The 15,422-nt window shown below is 53.5% G+C and carries 13 protein-coding genes; 5 read left to right on the top strand and 8 right to left on the bottom strand.

Going from position 1 to position 15,422, the window contains the following annotated elements; translation table 11 throughout:
• Window positions 1-7: 7 nt before the first annotated feature.
• From QQL78_RS14855 to QQL78_RS14845, 3 genes are read right to left on the bottom strand one after another with little or no spacing between them, the layout of a single operon-like run.
• The gene (locus QQL78_RS14855) at window positions 8-1,378 is read right to left on the bottom strand and encodes a TRAP transporter large permease (protein ID WP_284374596.1); all 1,371 of its coding nucleotides are present in this window, start codon (window positions 1,376-1,378) and stop codon (window positions 8-10) included.
• A complete protein-coding gene (locus tag QQL78_RS14850; protein WP_284374595.1) occupies window positions 1,371-1,955 on the bottom strand; it encodes a TRAP transporter small permease subunit in 585 nt (194 codons plus the stop codon). Before QQL78_RS14850 ends, QQL78_RS14855 begins: the two co-directional genes overlap by 8 nt.
• A gap of 34 nt (window positions 1,956-1,989) precedes the next feature.
• The gene (locus QQL78_RS14845; protein ID WP_284374594.1) at window positions 1,990-3,090 is read right to left on the bottom strand and encodes a TRAP transporter substrate-binding protein; all 1,101 of its coding nucleotides are present in this window, start codon (window positions 3,088-3,090) and stop codon (window positions 1,990-1,992) included.
• Between the two features lie 225 nt (window positions 3,091-3,315).
• On the opposite strand from QQL78_RS14845, the gene QQL78_RS14840 reads away from it, so the two are divergent.
• Together QQL78_RS14840 and QQL78_RS14835 are read left to right on the top strand one after the other, a co-directional pair.
• Window positions 3,316-4,920: a GMC family oxidoreductase gene (locus tag QQL78_RS14840; RefSeq protein ID WP_284374593.1), complete on the top strand. Its 1,605-nt coding sequence runs from the start codon at window positions 3,316-3,318 to the stop codon at window positions 4,918-4,920.
• Between the two features lie 659 nt (window positions 4,921-5,579).
• The gene (locus tag QQL78_RS14835) at window positions 5,580-8,864 is read left to right on the top strand and encodes an ATP-binding protein (RefSeq protein ID WP_284374592.1); all 3,285 of its coding nucleotides are present in this window, start codon (window positions 5,580-5,582) and stop codon (window positions 8,862-8,864) included.
• A 59-nt stretch (window positions 8,865-8,923) separates the two neighbouring features.
• On the opposite strand, the gene QQL78_RS14830 is transcribed toward QQL78_RS14835, so the two are convergent.
• Both QQL78_RS14830 and motA read right to left on the bottom strand, forming a co-directional pair.
• Window positions 8,924-9,367, bottom strand: coding sequence for a hypothetical protein (locus tag QQL78_RS14830; protein ID WP_284374591.1), 444 nt, complete (start codon window positions 9,365-9,367; stop codon window positions 8,924-8,926).
• 3 nt (window positions 9,368-9,370) lie between these two features.
• Window positions 9,371-10,240 (bottom strand): flagellar motor stator protein MotA, encoded by an 870-nt coding sequence (motA, locus tag QQL78_RS14825; RefSeq protein WP_284374590.1) that lies wholly within the window; start codon window positions 10,238-10,240, stop codon window positions 9,371-9,373.
• 170 nt (window positions 10,241-10,410) lie between these two features.
• On the opposite strand from motA, the gene QQL78_RS14820 reads away from it, so the two are divergent.
• Window positions 10,411-11,088 carry a flagellar motor protein gene (locus QQL78_RS14820; RefSeq protein ID WP_284374589.1) on the top strand — a complete coding sequence of 226 codons (678 nt, stop codon included), beginning with the start codon at window positions 10,411-10,413 and terminating at the stop codon, window positions 11,086-11,088.
• On the opposite strand, the gene QQL78_RS14815 is transcribed toward QQL78_RS14820, so the two are convergent.
• From QQL78_RS14815 to QQL78_RS14805, 3 genes are all read right to left on the bottom strand, one after another.
• On the bottom strand, window positions 11,085-12,263 hold the full coding sequence (locus tag QQL78_RS14815; RefSeq protein WP_284374588.1) for a flagellar motor protein MotB: 1,179 nt from the start codon (window positions 12,261-12,263) through the stop codon (window positions 11,085-11,087). The two genes, QQL78_RS14820 and QQL78_RS14815, sit on opposite strands and share 4 nt — an antisense overlap.
• Window positions 12,264-12,402: 139 nt before the next feature.
• Complete coding sequence (locus QQL78_RS14810; protein WP_284374587.1) at window positions 12,403-12,864, bottom strand: MucR family transcriptional regulator; 462 nt, start codon at window positions 12,862-12,864, stop codon at window positions 12,403-12,405.
• A 292-nt stretch (window positions 12,865-13,156) separates the two neighbouring features.
• Window positions 13,157-13,357: a hypothetical protein gene (locus QQL78_RS14805; RefSeq protein WP_284374586.1), complete on the bottom strand. Its 201-nt coding sequence runs from the start codon at window positions 13,355-13,357 to the stop codon at window positions 13,157-13,159.
• Window positions 13,358-13,760: 403 nt separating this feature from the next.
• Here QQL78_RS14805 and QQL78_RS14800 point away from each other — a divergent pair, with 403 nt between their 5' ends.
• Both QQL78_RS14800 and QQL78_RS14795 read left to right on the top strand, forming a co-directional pair.
• Entirely contained in the window at window positions 13,761-14,459 is a 699-nt protein-coding gene (locus tag QQL78_RS14800; protein WP_284374585.1) for a response regulator transcription factor, read from the top strand.
• 373 nt (window positions 14,460-14,832) lie between these two features.
• Window positions 14,833-15,279: a hypothetical protein gene (locus QQL78_RS14795; RefSeq protein WP_284374584.1), complete on the top strand. Its 447-nt coding sequence runs from the start codon at window positions 14,833-14,835 to the stop codon at window positions 15,277-15,279.
• Window positions 15,280-15,422 lie beyond the last annotated feature (143 nt).

The following is a 15,422-nucleotide window of genomic DNA, read 5'->3' as shown; positions in this document are numbered from 1 at the left end:
CTCGGCCTCAATCGTATACGAGTTGCGGCAGCCATGTTACGACTTCCGGGCGTGAAATAATCAGCACAACTATGAGTAGTTGGATTATCACAAAGGGGATGATGCCTTTGTATATCTCAGGTGTGGTGACCTCGCTTGGTGCAGCACCTTTGAGGTAAAACAAAGAGAATCCAACAGGTGGTGTGATGAATGATGTCTGGAGGGCCACTGAGAACAGAATGACAAACCAGATGGGGTCATAGCCCAGATCGCCAATCACAACAGGACCGACGAGGGGCAGGAAAATCAGTGTGATTTCCAGCCAGTCCAGAAAGAACCCTGCGATAAAGGCGAAGATCAGGATCGTCACAACAACACCGGTACTGCCAAAGGGTATTGAATGTAGCCCGGCGGCAATGATGTCGTCGCCACCAAGGGCACGCATGACCAAGGCAAATGCTGTTGCGCCGATGAATATCCCAAAGATGAAGGATGTTGTTAGGGTTGTCCGGCGGGCAACCTCATAAAGCACCGTTAGGGAAAGGCGGCCGTTTGCGAATGCAAGCAAAGTCGCGCCGAGTGCGCCAATCCCCGCCGCTTCGGTCGGGGTTGCGATACCGGCAAAGATGGAGCCAAGCACAGCGACCATCAAACCAAGCGGCGGCATGACGGCAAGGAACGTGCGCAGCAACCCCCGTGCGGTCAGCGGGGTCACATTGGCGGGACGGGGTGCCAAAGCGGGGTTCAATGAAACAGCCGCAACAACATAGACAAGGTAAGAAAGCCCCAGAAGTATTCCGGGGACCAATGCACCCATAAAGAGTTCACCCACAGATAGGGCAAGCTGATCGGCCATAATGATCAACATAATGGAAGGTGGGATTAGAATGCCCAGCGTGCCTGCCGAGGCAATAACACCCGCGGCCAGCCTGCGATCATACCCCTGTTCCAGCATGATTGGCATGGCAACGGTAGTCAGCAATACCACTGACGCACCTACGATCCCGGTTGAGGCCGCAAGCAAAATGCCTATCAGGATCACCGCTACTGCCAGTCCGCCACTAAAGCGGCCCAGAGTGGCAGCAAATTCCCGCATCAAGGTTTCTGCCAAACCGGATTGATCCAGCATAAGGCCCATAAACACAAACAAGGGCAGTGCAACCAATACGCCATTTTCGACAATGGACCAAATGCGGGGCACGATAATTGAATAGTCGCGCCAGCTGTCAAGGAAATGGGTGTCGGCACCTGCGTAATGATGCAGCCCCAGAGCAATCAGGGCTGTCCCGAACGATACACCAGCCAGAGACCAGACAACCGGCACACCCAGAAACAGCAGGGCGATGAAGCTGAGAAGCATCCCGCTAACGAGCAGTTCATTGACTGCAAGATCAAACATTTGGAGTTCCTTTTTGGACAGATGGTGACTCCAGTATGATCTTGATCATCAACAGTGCTCTAGAAAGCGCCGCCAAAAACACCAATGCCATCGAGAAAGGAATAACAGCTTTGATGATCCAGCGATGAGACAGGCCGCCCGGCGATCTGGAGACTTCGTTCAACTGATGGGAGAACTCAACAAATGGGATCGAGTCGCGGGCAATTACAAATGCGAAGGGCATGATCAGGATAAACATGGCAAGTAAATCAACCCACGCTCGCCGGCGGGGCGACCAGTGCTCTGACAGGACGTCAACACGCACATGCTGGTCTTCGACAAGGCAATAGGCGATGCCCACCATGAAGCCATATCCATAGAGGTGCCATTGCCATTCCTCCAGCGCGACAGAACTGTCTGCCAATACATAGCGCAACACCACGTTTGAGATAATGACGACGATCAGGACCAGCCAGCTGAGATGAGCCGTGACTGAAATAAACCGGATGGCCCTGTCGATAAGTCGTGAAAGGAGGGGGGGTGACCCAACTAAATGGCTATGGCCAGCCGTTGGCCTATCTTCTACGAGATGCGGCATTTTTACTCCCTCCTCCTCTCTTCACTGCTCTTGATTATTCGGGCTTTGAAGCGTTGTCCCACGCCCAGTCCCGCGGCAGATAGCCGAGCGCATGCCATGACGCGTTTTCGGCTTTGAATGCCATCATGGAGCCATAGATCTTGGCAAACATGGGGTCGGCTTCAGCTTCGCGGGTCATGACGACTTCGGTTGCATCACGGAATTTTTGAAGAACCTCTTCAGGAAGCTGTTCTGCCGTTACGCCTTTGTCTTCAAAAGAGTTCAGAACCGCGCCTTGCAGTGCCTCGGCCCGGGCCATCGCATAGGTGACGCCCGCCATGCAGGAGGTTTCGATCAGCGACTGTGTTGTTTTGTTCAGGTCGTCCCAAACATCGCCGCTGATGTACAAATACTGTGAAGTTGAGGGTTGGTGCCAGCCTGGCAGATGGTAGTATTTCGCAACCTGATAGAACCCAAGCTGCTCATCCACCGTTGGCAGGGAAAATTCGGTCGCGTCCAGAACACCGGTTTCCAGCGCCTGATAAAGTTCGCCGCCCGGAAGGACGGTCACCGACATCCCAACCTCTTTCATGATCTCGCCGCCCAGTCCCGCAGCGCGGAACTTCAAGCCTGCCAATTGTTCAACAGTTTCAATAGGGAATTTGAACCAACCGGCGGCTTCTGGCGAGATGACCCCACACAGGATCGGATGCACATTGTAAGGCTCAAATAGCTCTTGCAAAAGCGCGTTGCCATCAGCCTGATACATCCAAGCGATGAATTGCGCAGGCTCCAGTCCGAACGGGGTTGCACCAAAGAGGGCCGAGGCAGGTACCTGCCCACGCTCATATCCCATCCAGCTGTAACCAACTTCGATCTGTCCCGTGGCCGTGCTTTCAAAAACCGAAAGCGCCGGGATCATTTTGTTGGGTTCAAAGACTTCAAATTCGATCTTCCCACCCGAGGCGTTTTTCAACTGCTCCGCAACCCATGGCAGGGTGTCACCCAAGGCCGTGAGGTTTGAAGAAAAGCTGATAGGCACGGCCCATTTCAGTTCTTGCACCTCTTCTGCAGATGCGGCCAACCCGGTGATCGAAAACGCAGAAGCAAGGCTTACAGCCATAGAAGTGCTTTGAAGTGTCTTAACAAACGTCATTGATATTCCTCCCTATTGCGACCAAATTTCCCAAACTCAAAGAACGTGTTCGGTTTTGATCTCAGGCAACTTAGGGGGTCGCGGGTTTGAAACCCTATGAACGTTTTTCGACAGCAGAAGTGCAGAAATGCTGCTTCCTTCTATGGATTAACGCAGCCCTTTTAGGGAGAGTGACAACACGCACACCCAGAGAATGCTGGGAACGCGTCTGAAAAGGAGGCCTTTTTGCAGGATTTCGGTGAATTTGATTTCGTGATCGTGGGTGCGGGGTCTGCAGGCTGCGTTCTTGCCAACCGCCTGAGCGAGGACCCCAATGCCCGTGTGCTTCTGTTGGAAGCGGGGGGCAAAGACAACTACCATTGGATCCATATTCCCGTTGGTTATCTGTATTGTATCGGCAACCCGCGTACTGACTGGGGGTTTTCAACAGCCGCCTGTGAAGGTCTGGGCGGGCGCAAACTATTGTATCCCCGTGGGCGTGTCTTGGGCGGGTGTTCGTCGATTAACGGCATGCTGTATATTCGTGGACAGGCCGCAGATTATGACGGGTGGCGTCAAATGGGATGTTCTGGCTGGGGCTGGGATGACGTTCTGCCGTATTTTACCAAGTCTGAAGATTATTTCGCGGGTGAAGTCGACGGGCATGGCGCGGGTGGCGAATGGCGTGTTGAAGAACAACGGTTGAAATGGGACATTCTTGATGCTTGGAAAGCGGCAGCTGTTGATGCCGGAATCCCGGAGACATCTGACTTTAACCGTGGTGATAATTTTGGCGTTGGCTATTTCAAAGTGAACCAGCGTTCCGGGTGGCGTTGGAGTACATCGAAAGGTTTCCTGCGACCCGCGATGAACCGGCCCAACCTCAAGGTGATGACACATGCGCAGGCCGAACGCATTCTCTTTGTGGACAAACGCGCAAAGGGGATTCAGTTCCTACGACAGGGTCAACCAGCTTGCGTTACCGCGAAACGCGAAGTGATCCTGGCCTCTGGGGCCATCGGGACGCCACAATTGCTTCAATTGTCTGGTATTGGGCCAGGCGCGCTTTTGCAGAAATATGAAATTGAGGTGCGCCAAGACGCGCCTGACGTCGGCGGCAATTTGCAAGACCATCTGCAGATACGCTGTGCCTATAAGGTCAAGGGGGCAAAGACGCTCAACACCATGAGCGCGTCCCTGTGGGGCAAGGCCAAGATCGGCCTTGAGTATGCGTTGAAACGCAGCGGGCCGATGTCGATGGCTCCAAGCCAGCTTGGAGCATTTGCGCGATCCCATCAGGATATCGAAACGCCAGATCTTGAATATCACGTCCAACCTGTGTCGCTGGAAGCCTTTGGGCAGGCCCCTCATCCCTTCCCTGCGATCACCGCGAGCGTTTGTCATCTGCGCCCTGAGAGCAGAGGACATGTGCATATCACCTCACCTGATTCAAAAGCACATCCAGAAATACAACCCAACTACCTGTCGACACAGAATGATCGCGCAACTGCGGTGCGGGCCATTCGCCTGACGCGAAAGATTATGGAGCAGGCACCGCTGTCGCAATACCAGCCTGAGGAGTTCAAACCCGGAAAGCGTGCGGAATCGGACGAGGAGTTGATTGCAGGGGCGGCTCAGATTGCCTCAACAATCTTTCATCCTGTCGGTACAGCACGCATGGGGATGGATACACGTGCGGTTGTTGATCCAGAGCTACGGGTCAACGGGGTCACTGGCCTAAGGGTTGTTGACGCCTCGGTCATGCCGAGCATCACATCGGGCAACACAAACTCACCCACCGTCATGATCGCAGAACGGGCGAGCGATTTGATCAGGAAAGACTGGCTGTAGCAGGCGGGTCTCAGGGCCGTGATAGCTTACTGTGTGCCATGCCAATTTAGTATTGAGCCGTCTTGAAAATGCACATGATGAAGCAAATCCACGCTCATCAGGAAGAACGCGATAAAGCCCAACAATTGTTCACCCAAGACAACCACTGAACATTTATCTAGCTTCTCTCTGTGCTCGTGATTGAGCGTGGTGCGCTTGCTGATGCGTATGGGGTGCTGAATGCGATGGGTTTATCTGCCCGGCATTGGTTATTCTGACAGGTGTCGTCGTGCTGATCTGGAAAATTGGCCACCCTAAATCGCTTGCCGCGCCATTTCGAATCCCGTTGATTTGAAGTGATTTCCAAGAGAGATTCGATTGGGTCTAACTTTTGCCATATTTATGTGGCATACATTAACCTGTCCCAAGAATGACCAGTTTGCGGTTTCTTTAGGGCCTTTTGCCAGAAGGCAAGCAAGACCTCCTTGGTGGTGCGACCCCATAAAGGAAAGAAAGCGGACCGGCCTGACTGGCTGATGGCATTTCATGTATATTAGACGGATTGTGAGCTTGATGCCCTGCGTGCGGGCAATGCAGGTGATTGATCGTAACCGGACTACAGAACCCACCGCGGCCCCTTTCGGGGGCCTCTATATTGCGTTGAACAAGGGATGAGGGGTATGGAGTCTTTCATCGCTGTTTTGGATTCTGCGTTGCAGTTGCGGAAGTTTTTTCTGTTCCGGGTGCTTTTGGTTGCGGTCACTTTGGCTTGTCTGGGGCCGGCAACGGCACAGGACGTTCATGAGGATGATACGGAGATCACCATTGGGGTGCTGGCCTCTGAGGGGGCGACCAGAGCGCTTGAGGCATGGGCCCCCACGGTTTCGCTTTTGAACGCAACCGCTCGCGCCCAAGAGCATCCTTTTCATTTCCGGTTGGAGCCACATAACCAGCCCTCGCTGCTGGAGGGGCTCGACAAGGGCGCAATCGATGTCTTTGTAAGTGATCCCGCAGCTTTTGCGATTGCAGAGGTGGAGGAGGGCGCGCGGGCGATTTTGTCGATGGCCTATATGTGGGAAAACCGGACCTACAGCCAAACCGGCGCTTTGGTTTTCACCCGCAGTGATCGTCCGATCTCTGGCTATGAGGGTTTGGCGGGCCTTCGGGTCATGGCAATGGATCCGAACGAGCTGACAGGATGGAAGCTGGCGTTGCAGGAGGCGCGCAAATACCGGGTTGATCCCGAGAGCATCAGTGGTGATCTTCTGTTTTCCGGCGGCAACCAGCGCGAGGTGGTTTATGCGGTGCAGAACGGCTTGGTCGATGTTGGGGTAATCCGCGCCGGTGTGTTGGAAAGACTGGCCGAACAGGGTGCAATTGACCTAAAGGATTTTCTCCCCGTTGCGCCCAGTGGGCATCCGGGGTTTCCGTTTTGGATCAGCACACCCCTGTTTCCGGAATGGGTGATGGGATCGCTGCCCAACGTCCCGGATGACGCATTGGGCCATTTGATCGGTACATTGCTGTCCATCGATGCGCAGAGTCCCGAAGCACAGGCAGCAGGTGGTATTGTTTGGCAGGCACCGCAGAATTACCGGCCGGTTCATGATTTGCTGATCTCTCTGCATGCACGCCCTTATGAGAATTATATTCAACAGGCGGGGGCAAGGATTTACCGCGACTACAAATGGCCGACTTTGGCTGTGGCCGCGTTGATCATTTTGTCACTCTTGTTTCTGGTGACAGAGCTTATCCGCACTGCGCGTCTGGCCGAAACACGCAAGAATGTTCTGAATTCGGAAGTCCGTTCCAAGCAGTTTTACCGCAATGCCATCGAAGACCATACGGTGTTCTGCATGTTGACCAAGGATGGTGAGATTTCTCATGTGAATGACCATTTTGTTTCGGCCCTGGACCGCACGCGCAGCAGTCTGGTGCGCAGCCCTCTGGCAAGCATTCTGGATGAGACTAATCAAGAGCTGATGCAATCCCAGATCATGCGCGCGATGAAAGCCGGTGCGACATGGCAGGGAGCGCTGCAACTGCTCAAGCGGGACGGCAAGCTTGCCTGGGTGCAATGCACATTTATTCCAGTCACCGGTACGTCAAACAAACTTAGCGAAGTTGCCATTGTCGCCTCTGATGTCACCAAAACACGCGCAGGCGTTTCGGAGAAGAGGTTTAACAACACGCTTGAATTGATACAGGATCAGGTTGTTGTTCTGCGTCCCGGGACATTGGATGTCCTTTATGTCAATGCAGCGGCTGGCAAACGTCTGATTGCCAATCGCATGGGGGGAGACTGGACCGGTAAAACCGCGGCGAATTTCATTACCAAGGATGATCTTGAGGTGTTGAAGCTGAGGTGTGCCGCCTTGGCAGAGGGGCCGGAGCGCCGGGCAACTTGGGAGGTCTCCGCCAAGGCTGGCGTTACCTATGAGATCAGTCTGGAATACGCACAACCGGATCAGGAAGAACCGCGTTTGATCGCCATTTACCGCGATATCTCAGAGCGCAAAGAGATCGAAAGAGCCAAGACCGCCTTTATCTCGACAGTCAGTCACGAATTGCGCACGCCGCTGACGTCGATCAAGGGGTCTCTTGGCTTGGCGCTTTCGGGGGCTGCAGGGGAAATGCCCGCCAAGATGAATTCACTGGTGAATATGGCCGCCAAGAACTGCGACAATCTGGTGACCATGATCAATGATATCCTCGACCTTGAAAATTTTGAGGCGGGCAAGATGAATTACCAGCTGGAGATTTTTGATCTGGGCAAGATGCTGTCCACGGCTTTGGCCGCCAATAAATTCGGTGCTGACAGGTTTGGGGTGACAGTGCGCCTGTTGCCGGACGACCATGACGGCGCGGCCTTGACCTATGGGGACCCAAAACGTCTGACGCAGGTGATTGATAACCTGATGTCAAATGCGGCCAAGTTTTCTGACGCGGGGTCGGAAGTGGTGGTCTCCCTGAAAGAAGTTGCAGGACGCTGGCGCATCTCGATCCGTGATTTTGGCGAGGGCATCCCCAAACACGCACAGCCCACGATGTATGACAAGTTCACGCAAGCAGACAGTTCTGACACACGCTCAAAAGGCGGCAGCGGTTTGGGGCTTTCTATTGTGAAGATGATTGTTGAACAACATAAGGGTCAGATTTCCTTTGTGAGTAAAGAGGGCATCGGCACGGAGTTTTTTGTAGACCTTCCCGTGGTGGTTGGCGAAACGGTGATGTCTATCCCAAAGGCAGCACGCAATGTGGAAAACCCTGTGCGGTTTTCTGATGATCCGGCGGTGAGTACGGATGATGATCTGGAGGATGTTGGCGAAACGGTTACTGCCCGTCTTTTGGCACAGGCACGCGCCGTAGGGCTGGAAGTAGAGCTGACGGCGGGGCGCTATACGCCACAACAACTGGTGGAAGGACGCAGCGATGAAGGCATGCCGCTGGCGGTAAACTGGTTTGGGGATGCGGAACGCGGGATCATGGCCGATATGTTGGCGGACGGGCAGATCACCGACCGTGATTTGTGCATGATTGAAAGCCGACATTCCCAAGATCCCAACAGCACCAGCACCACGCGCGGCATGGCATTGATGGAAGTAGTGCAGAAATGGCTGGGTGTGTGCCAGGATTTGACGGATGACGGTACAACGCCGGATTTGATGGCGATGATCAAGGAGAGCCCATTGAAGGTATGGGCCCAAGGTTGTGACATTACGGCTGTTTCGGAAATCTCTGAACTTGCGGCGGTTTCGGATTCTCGCCAGCCTGATCTGGTTGCGCATTATTCTGTCAACAACCAAGGGGCCACAATTTCCCTTTTCCCAATGGCCAAGGGCAAGTTGCCTGCGGACTGGCCGGTGCTTTTGATCGTGGCACGCGTTGCGGGTGTGGCGAGTGGAAAGGGCGTTGTGTCCAAATTCTCAAGCAGTGGTGGGGGAAAAAACCGCCGTCGTGTTTGAATGCGCAGGCACGATAGCAGGTAAGCCCGCAGTCTCGTTGTCGTTAAAATAGGGTCTGACTATCCGGTGAACTGCCCTGTCCGCGCCAGCATATACAAGGCGCGGTCGGCATCATCCATCTGTGAGGCAGTGGCGCGGGCGCTTTCTAAGGCGACTTCCTTTTTCACACGCTGCAGGATCTGCTCCGTTGTCTTGGTTTCGCGAAACGCGTCAAACAGCCGCTCCTCGACCAAAGCGGCCTGTTCAGCAGCCGCTGCACGTTCCTCTGCAAGGCCCTGCTGACGTATCTCGACTGAATTTAGGTAAGCAGGCAGGAAGATGCGTGTGTCTTCGGTGCTGTCAGCCGCTTCACGCAGGGCGTCGTCATGTAGTTTGATACTTTGATCCTCAAGCGCTTTCTCTGTGGCCCGCAACTCTGCCAATGACGCCCCGATTGTCTCCATCTCGTGCTGTTTGACCCGGTCGATCAAGTGCAATGCTGCCAGACGGTCGCGCAGGCCCATGTCTTAGGCAGCTGCTGGCAGGTTCTGGCGGGCTTCTTCCATCTCGTAAAAGGTGGGTTGCAGGGAGGTCGGGATGTTACCGCGCCCGATTTCCGTGCAGATCGCCGGGGAATGGTTGTGCAGGATCGCGATGAAGATGTCGCGGATCACGCCGTAATAGATGCCATCCTGATCCTCAATTGCCTGAAGCCGGTTGGCGACGGGAGAGACAAAACAATAGGCAAGGAAAACCCCAAGAAACGTGCCGACAAGCGCGCCACCGATCATCGCACCAAGAACAGCCGGCGGCTTATCAATTGAGGACATGGTTTTGATAACCCCCAGAACCGCAGCGACAATGCCAATCGCGGGCAGGGCGTCGGAAACGGTTGTCAGCCCATGGGGGGCCACAAGTGCTTCATGATGATGTTTCTTGAGCTTGCGGTTGATCACATCCTCCGCCTGATAGGGGTCGTCGAATTGCAGGGCCAGCATGCGAAAGCTGTCGGTGATCAGGTCGATTGCAAAATGGTCTTTCTGGATCTTCGGATATTGCGAGAAAATCGAGCTTTCCATTGGGCTTTCGATATGTTCATCCAAGGATAGAATGCCGTTTTGCTGATACATACGGGCCAGAGTGTACATCAGGTTCAGCAGATCAATGTAATCTGCGGGTTTCCATTTCGGGCCCTTCATTGCCTTGAGCAGGCCCTTGCCTGCGCCCTTGAGGTTGGCGAAGGAGTTCGCAGCGATGAACGATCCCAAAGCAGCGCCGCCAATCATCATACCCTCAAAGGGAAGGGCATGCATGATGATGCCCATTTCACCGCCGGAAAGCATGTAGCCGCCAAAGACCATGCCCAGGATGAGGATAAAGCCCAGAAGAATTGTCATATTACGCCCGTCCGTCCATTTTCCATGAATCTTAGCCCTATTTTTCAGCAAAACTCAAGGATAGTTGATAGGTTGTTAAGTATAAATTATCCATATCAAATATAGTTGACACTTTCCGAGTGTGCATTCATGTTTAGGCATGTCTAATTTTAACTTGGAGGCCCTGTTGCATGACCGACACGTCAAGTATTTTGGTCGTTCTCATAGACGCTGATGACATCAAGCATGTTTTTTCCGCATGGCCGGATCACATTTGTCTGGCGGCCTGTCTGACGCGCGATGGGGATTGCAGCATGGTGGTGTTTCGCCGGGACGAACGTGCCGCGATGCCCAAGAGGTTGTTGGATATGCTGGGTGTCGACAGCAACGATGTTTGCTTTGTCCCCAAGGTGCGCGGCTTCGAGACCCGGAGCTTTCTCTATTCGGATGAACGGCGCCTGATGGCTTTGGTTGCTTCTGATCCTGATCTGCTGGACGAGGCGATCGATTATGCGATCAACTATACCTACGCGCTTGAAGAAGGTTTGGACCCTTATGTTATCCTTGGGCTGGACCGGCCTGCCGCTGAGGTAAAACCGAGAGAACCTGCGGCACCGGTCGTGATGGTGCGTCCGCATATCGTGCCACAGCCTCAGATGCAGCGGGCCCAGATACAGCAGGTTCAGACGCAAAAACCCCAGATGCCACCGCGTGAGGTGCATAATACTCAGGTACCGATGCCTCATGCGGAGAACGAGCTGAGCCCGCTGTTGCCTGAGTTTCTGCGCAAGTCAGCAGAGGGTACGCGGCGGCCGAAGTTCGCAAGTGTGCGGACAGCCAGAGACGGGATGTTCGCCGCCGCCTCTTAACGCAGGGCATTGCGCAGGTTCTGGAATACCTGCTCGCCAATGGGGGCGACCGGGGGCGGTGCAAGCTCTGCCTGTTTTACTTCATTGGTGTTCATCTCTTTTGCTGGTGTTTGCTGCGGCGCGACTTCGGCTTCCTTGGTGGAGGGGGCAGAAGGCTGAGCGGGTTCTTGATAGCGAACCATGATTGAGATCCGACGATTAGAGGGGTCCGTTGGGCGTTCAGGCACCAGAAGTTGAGTATCGGCCATACCCGAGACCCGGATGATCCGATCCCGCGATACGCCAGACGCTTCGAAAACACGGCGGGTGGCATTGGCGCGATCAGAAGAGAGATCCCAATTGTCGTATTTGGAGCTGTCGGCAAAGCGGATGGCATCTGTGTGACCTGACAGAACAATAGGGTTGGGAAGCGAGGCAAGCGATGTGCCCAGGTTGCTGAGCAATACATCGGTTGCGCCGGCCATCTCGGCGCGACCGCTTTGGAACATCGGTTTGCCTTCTTGATCAATGATCTGGATATGAAGCCCTTCCGGTGTCTGTTCAAAAATCACGTTCTGCTTCAACGGATCAAGATCTGGATTATCCTGCATCGCCTGCAAGATTTCATTCTGAAGCTGTTTGAACTTCTCTTGGTCCAATGCATGTGCCGCGTCGCTGGCAGTGTCAGTGGCACCGGCGGTTTTTTTCGCGTCATTTGCATCAGCCGCTGCAGGGTTCCCGTCGGCATCGCCCGCCCGCAATTTTGCGTCACTCACGTCGGAAGCGGCAGGAGCTTCATGTGCCCCTTCGCGGGTTCCCGGTACTTTTTCACTCGGGTCTGAAGTTACAGTTGTGTCGCGCACTTCCCATCTGGCAGGAGCGGGATCATCAATTTTTCCCAGTTCGGAACCACGTGCCACAACGCTGCCGTTTGATGCAGTCAGGGTGCCGGGCGGGCCAAGTGTCGATCCATCCAATAACCCGATACCGCCGGGCATTGTGGCGTTGGTGAAATACTCCGCAATGCCGCGCAATTTTTGCTCGTCTGAGCTGGCCAGAATCCACATCAACAGGAAAAATGCCATCATCGCGGTCATGAAGTCGGCATAGGCCACCTTCCAGCCGCCACCATGGTGGCCGCCACCTTCAACGATTTCGTATTTCTTAAAAATCTTGGGCTGCGTGTTCGCTGCCATGTGCTCTGCCTCGTAACGCCGAGTTTGTATCGGTCGTTTTACGGCGGTGCTTCTGCTACCCCGTGTTGAAGCTAGGTATCAAGGGTGAACAAGGGTTTAACAGGGCTGAATTGTGGCAATTCCAAGGCAGTTGGCGCGCTCAAAGGGTCGGTGCCGCGCCCTGTGATGGTGAATCCTCGCGGGCATATTTCCCGAGGCCGATGCGCTTGGCATATTCCGCCTTGCGGATGGAGTAGTTGGGGGCAACCAAAAGGTGGTCCTCGTCCAGTCCAAACATCGTGCGATATTCATGTTCTGACAGCCCATGCTCTGCCTTAAGGTGGCGTTTAAGCATGGTAAAGGATTTGCCACAGCATAGGCAGGTCACCGTGTCATCAGAAACCGATTGATCAATCGCGACCGCTGGCCGAACGGTTTCGTGGGGTTTACTGCTGACGATCTGCGCAAGTGCAGTGGCGGGTTGTTCGCGTCCTCCAAGGACAGCGGGCAGCTTGCTCGCAAGGGCTAACACGTCTTCAACGGTTGCGTTTTCCCGGGACGCGAAACTGGAAAGAATGCTAAATGTTGCATCAGATACCAACATGGCGTTTTTATCTTCCATTTGCTTGCTCTCTGCTGATCAATTCGCCCATTTGACGTGGGGCAAGTTGAAGAGTTTTAGATGAGTGGCCTTCGCGCTTCCGAAGGATCTTTCTGCATAAAATTTGGATATGTCAAGAACAGTCTAAATATAGCGCCTTAATCCGCCTATGTTTTTGGCAATGAACAGGCTTTTTCCTTGCCACCTCTTCCGATTGAAAGAAGCGGGGCGTTTTCCTGCAGTGTAGGTCCCACCCCAAGTCACACATCCGGTGCTGCGGTCAAATCGGCCACCTGTCAGGCAGCCTACCGGTCTAGTGGATGGTAAAATTCTCGTTCATGCCAATGTGACGTTCATCTTCGTCGGTCAATATCCCGGACTGCATCACTACCAAATGAGCGCTGCGCATTGCCTGCTGAAGGTATATGTCGTCTTTGCCATGCGAGATAAAAGCCTTAAGGCGTTGCGCAGCGGCAAGTGCGATGTCACGCGGGCTGTTTGTAACATTTGTCATAAGTCTACCTAGATTCCAGGTCCGATCAGGTGCTTCTGCGACCGTGACATTCATTATGTAGTCACGAAAGTTAACGGACGGTTTCTTTTTGAAAATTTCCCAAGGACAAGCCGTGTAGCGTTCACTTGGTCGGGATATCCTTTGTTTGAATTTGCTGGTGGGTCAAAAATGATAATCTGTTCTGTCTAAATATTCGGCAACACTCTTGTTATCCTTTAACGGGCATTCTTGTCGACCCCTAACGATAATCAAGTGAGCGCGATAGAGAAGGATAGTGATGTTATTGAAAAAACTAATCAAAAAGAATTGAGTTTGATGTTACTTTGTAGCTGTATGTAGGAGTGTTCCGATTCTCGAGTTGCCTTGTTGCTGTACTTCTTATCGCCAGTTAACGGGTGCCCCAGTGTCTCATAGAAAGCCGACCTCTCTTTTGGTGAGCAGCGAAAGTGGATTGAAAAACCCGCTGAGTTACCTTGCGTCAGTTGTGTTGAAGCATGACTTTGAGGCGGTAGAGGATGGGGCGGCTGCAGAAGAGATACTGTCGAAGAATGTCGATATCGATGCGGTTATCGTGCATCTGCCGGGGATGGAAGATGACGCCCTTGAGCTTATACGCCTCGCGAGGGGCGCGGCATCTTCTCCGGTCATTATTGTTCTTGGTTCCGATCGGGATGAATTTTGCGTTCAAGCGTTTTTTGCCGGTGCAAATGATGTTGTTGCCTGGCCGTGCAGCCTTCGTGAACTGGCCGTCCGTTTGTTTGTGCGCCTTGATTTCCCCCTCAACACCGAGCTGTTGCAGGCGGATGACGGAAGTTGGGATGCACAGGCCTATATTGCGGACCGTGCCGGACTGACAATCTCCGAAGCTCAGGTGATGCATGTCTTGTATGCGCATGACGGTGAAACCGTCAGCCGGGATGCGTTAAGTCTGGCTGTGGATGCGCGGCCATGGCGGTATGGTGATCGTAAGTTTGATGTTCATGTCGCGAAATTGCGCAAGAAGCTGTCGGATAGTTTTGGTGACAAGGTATCGGTTTCGACGATCCGTTCACTGGGTTACCGGCTGGTGACCAATAGCGCTAACATCTTCGATCCCGCCTAAATTTCATCTGTTTCAATCAATTTGCGTGGCGGTCGCCTTGGCCTGTTTTGGGTGACCTACCCCCGGTTGGCGTGTTGAACGATTCCGCAACTGTAGAATTGTAAATGTTGTCGAATGCGACCTTGCATGGTCGGTAGAGGTCACCACTACAATTAGGCGGGGCTCCAAGATCGGCCACTACATTTAGAGGGCTGTAAGTTAATGGAAATTTGCAACTAGTCTCCTTTAGGTTGAAATTTTATGATTTAGACGCCTAGGGTTAAGGTAAAAACCGCGGGGTTGAAGCAGGGTGAATTATTAACAAATTTGGCATTCAATCTCCCCTTAAACGGGAATAATCTTAACGAACAGCAAGAATTCAGGGGACTGCCAAATGAACATTGTCGAGCATATCTGGAGTAATACTTTGGAATTACGCGACCCGACGAACCTCCCGCCGCTTGGTAGCATCCTGGCCTCTCTTCTTGCCTCGCCGATGATCTGTTTCACAACGAAGGAAACGCGCACAGGTGCCCGTCCTGTTGTCAGCTATGCCGGTGACGAGGTTCTGCCCAGTGCCAGTCTGGCGGATGTTTTGTTCGAGGAATTCGGGATCGAGATTTGTGACCGCACCATCGTCCTGATCGAGCCGTCAGAAATTGGGGGCGTGCATACAATGTCCAGTCAGGACCTCGGGCAGGCATTGGGGCAGGTTCTGGTTGACCTTTCGCAGCTTAACCAGACTGATAACCCGGCGATGATCTCCCGACGGAACGCGGAGGTTTCACAGCAAAACACCCCGTCGAGCAACCAACCAGAATTGATGAACCTGGTTCAATAACACGCGCAGCAGCACTGCCGCTCAACGCCCATCTGGACTCCCCTCCAGGTGGGCGTTTTGTTTGCAAGCGCCGGATTCCAAATGTTTTTCCTGCGGTGTGATGAATCCGCCACGATAAGGTAGGACAGCAAAGGAAATCCGGC

Origin of the sequence: Sulfitobacter pacificus (assembly GCF_030159975.1) — a bacterium.
In the GTDB taxonomy this organism is placed as follows: domain Bacteria; phylum Pseudomonadota; class Alphaproteobacteria; order Rhodobacterales; family Rhodobacteraceae; genus Sulfitobacter; species Sulfitobacter pacificus.
This window is presented reverse-complemented; position numbering and strand designations above follow the sequence as displayed.

Excerpts from the sequence above, each read along its gene's own strand:
- QQL78_RS14850 (WP_284374595.1), bottom strand. The coding sequence starts at position 1,955 with ATGCCGCATCTCGTAGAAGATAGGCCAACGGCTGGCCATAGCCATTTA.
- QQL78_RS14855 (WP_284374596.1), bottom strand. The coding sequence starts at position 1,378 with ATGTTTGATCTTGCAGTCAATGAACTGCTCGTTAGCGGGATGCTTCTC.
- QQL78_RS14795 (WP_284374584.1), top strand. The coding sequence starts at position 14,833 with ATGAACATTGTCGAGCATATCTGGAGTAATACTTTGGAATTACGCGAC.
- QQL78_RS14830 (WP_284374591.1), bottom strand. The coding sequence starts at position 9,367 with ATGGGCCTGCGCGACCGTCTGGCAGCATTGCACTTGATCGACCGGGTC.
- QQL78_RS14805 (WP_284374586.1), bottom strand. The coding sequence starts at position 13,357 with ATGACAAATGTTACAAACAGCCCGCGTGACATCGCACTTGCCGCTGCG.
- QQL78_RS14820 (WP_284374589.1), top strand. The coding sequence starts at position 10,411 with ATGACCGACACGTCAAGTATTTTGGTCGTTCTCATAGACGCTGATGAC.
- QQL78_RS14835 (WP_284374592.1), top strand. The coding sequence starts at position 5,580 with ATGGAGTCTTTCATCGCTGTTTTGGATTCTGCGTTGCAGTTGCGGAAG.
- motA (WP_284374590.1), bottom strand. The coding sequence starts at position 10,240 with ATGACAATTCTTCTGGGCTTTATCCTCATCCTGGGCATGGTCTTTGGC.
- QQL78_RS14810 (WP_284374587.1), bottom strand. The coding sequence starts at position 12,864 with ATGGAAGATAAAAACGCCATGTTGGTATCTGATGCAACATTTAGCATT.
- QQL78_RS14845 (WP_284374594.1), bottom strand. The coding sequence starts at position 3,090 with ATGACGTTTGTTAAGACACTTCAAAGCACTTCTATGGCTGTAAGCCTT.
- QQL78_RS14815 (WP_284374588.1), bottom strand. The coding sequence starts at position 12,263 with ATGGCAGCGAACACGCAGCCCAAGATTTTTAAGAAATACGAAATCGTT.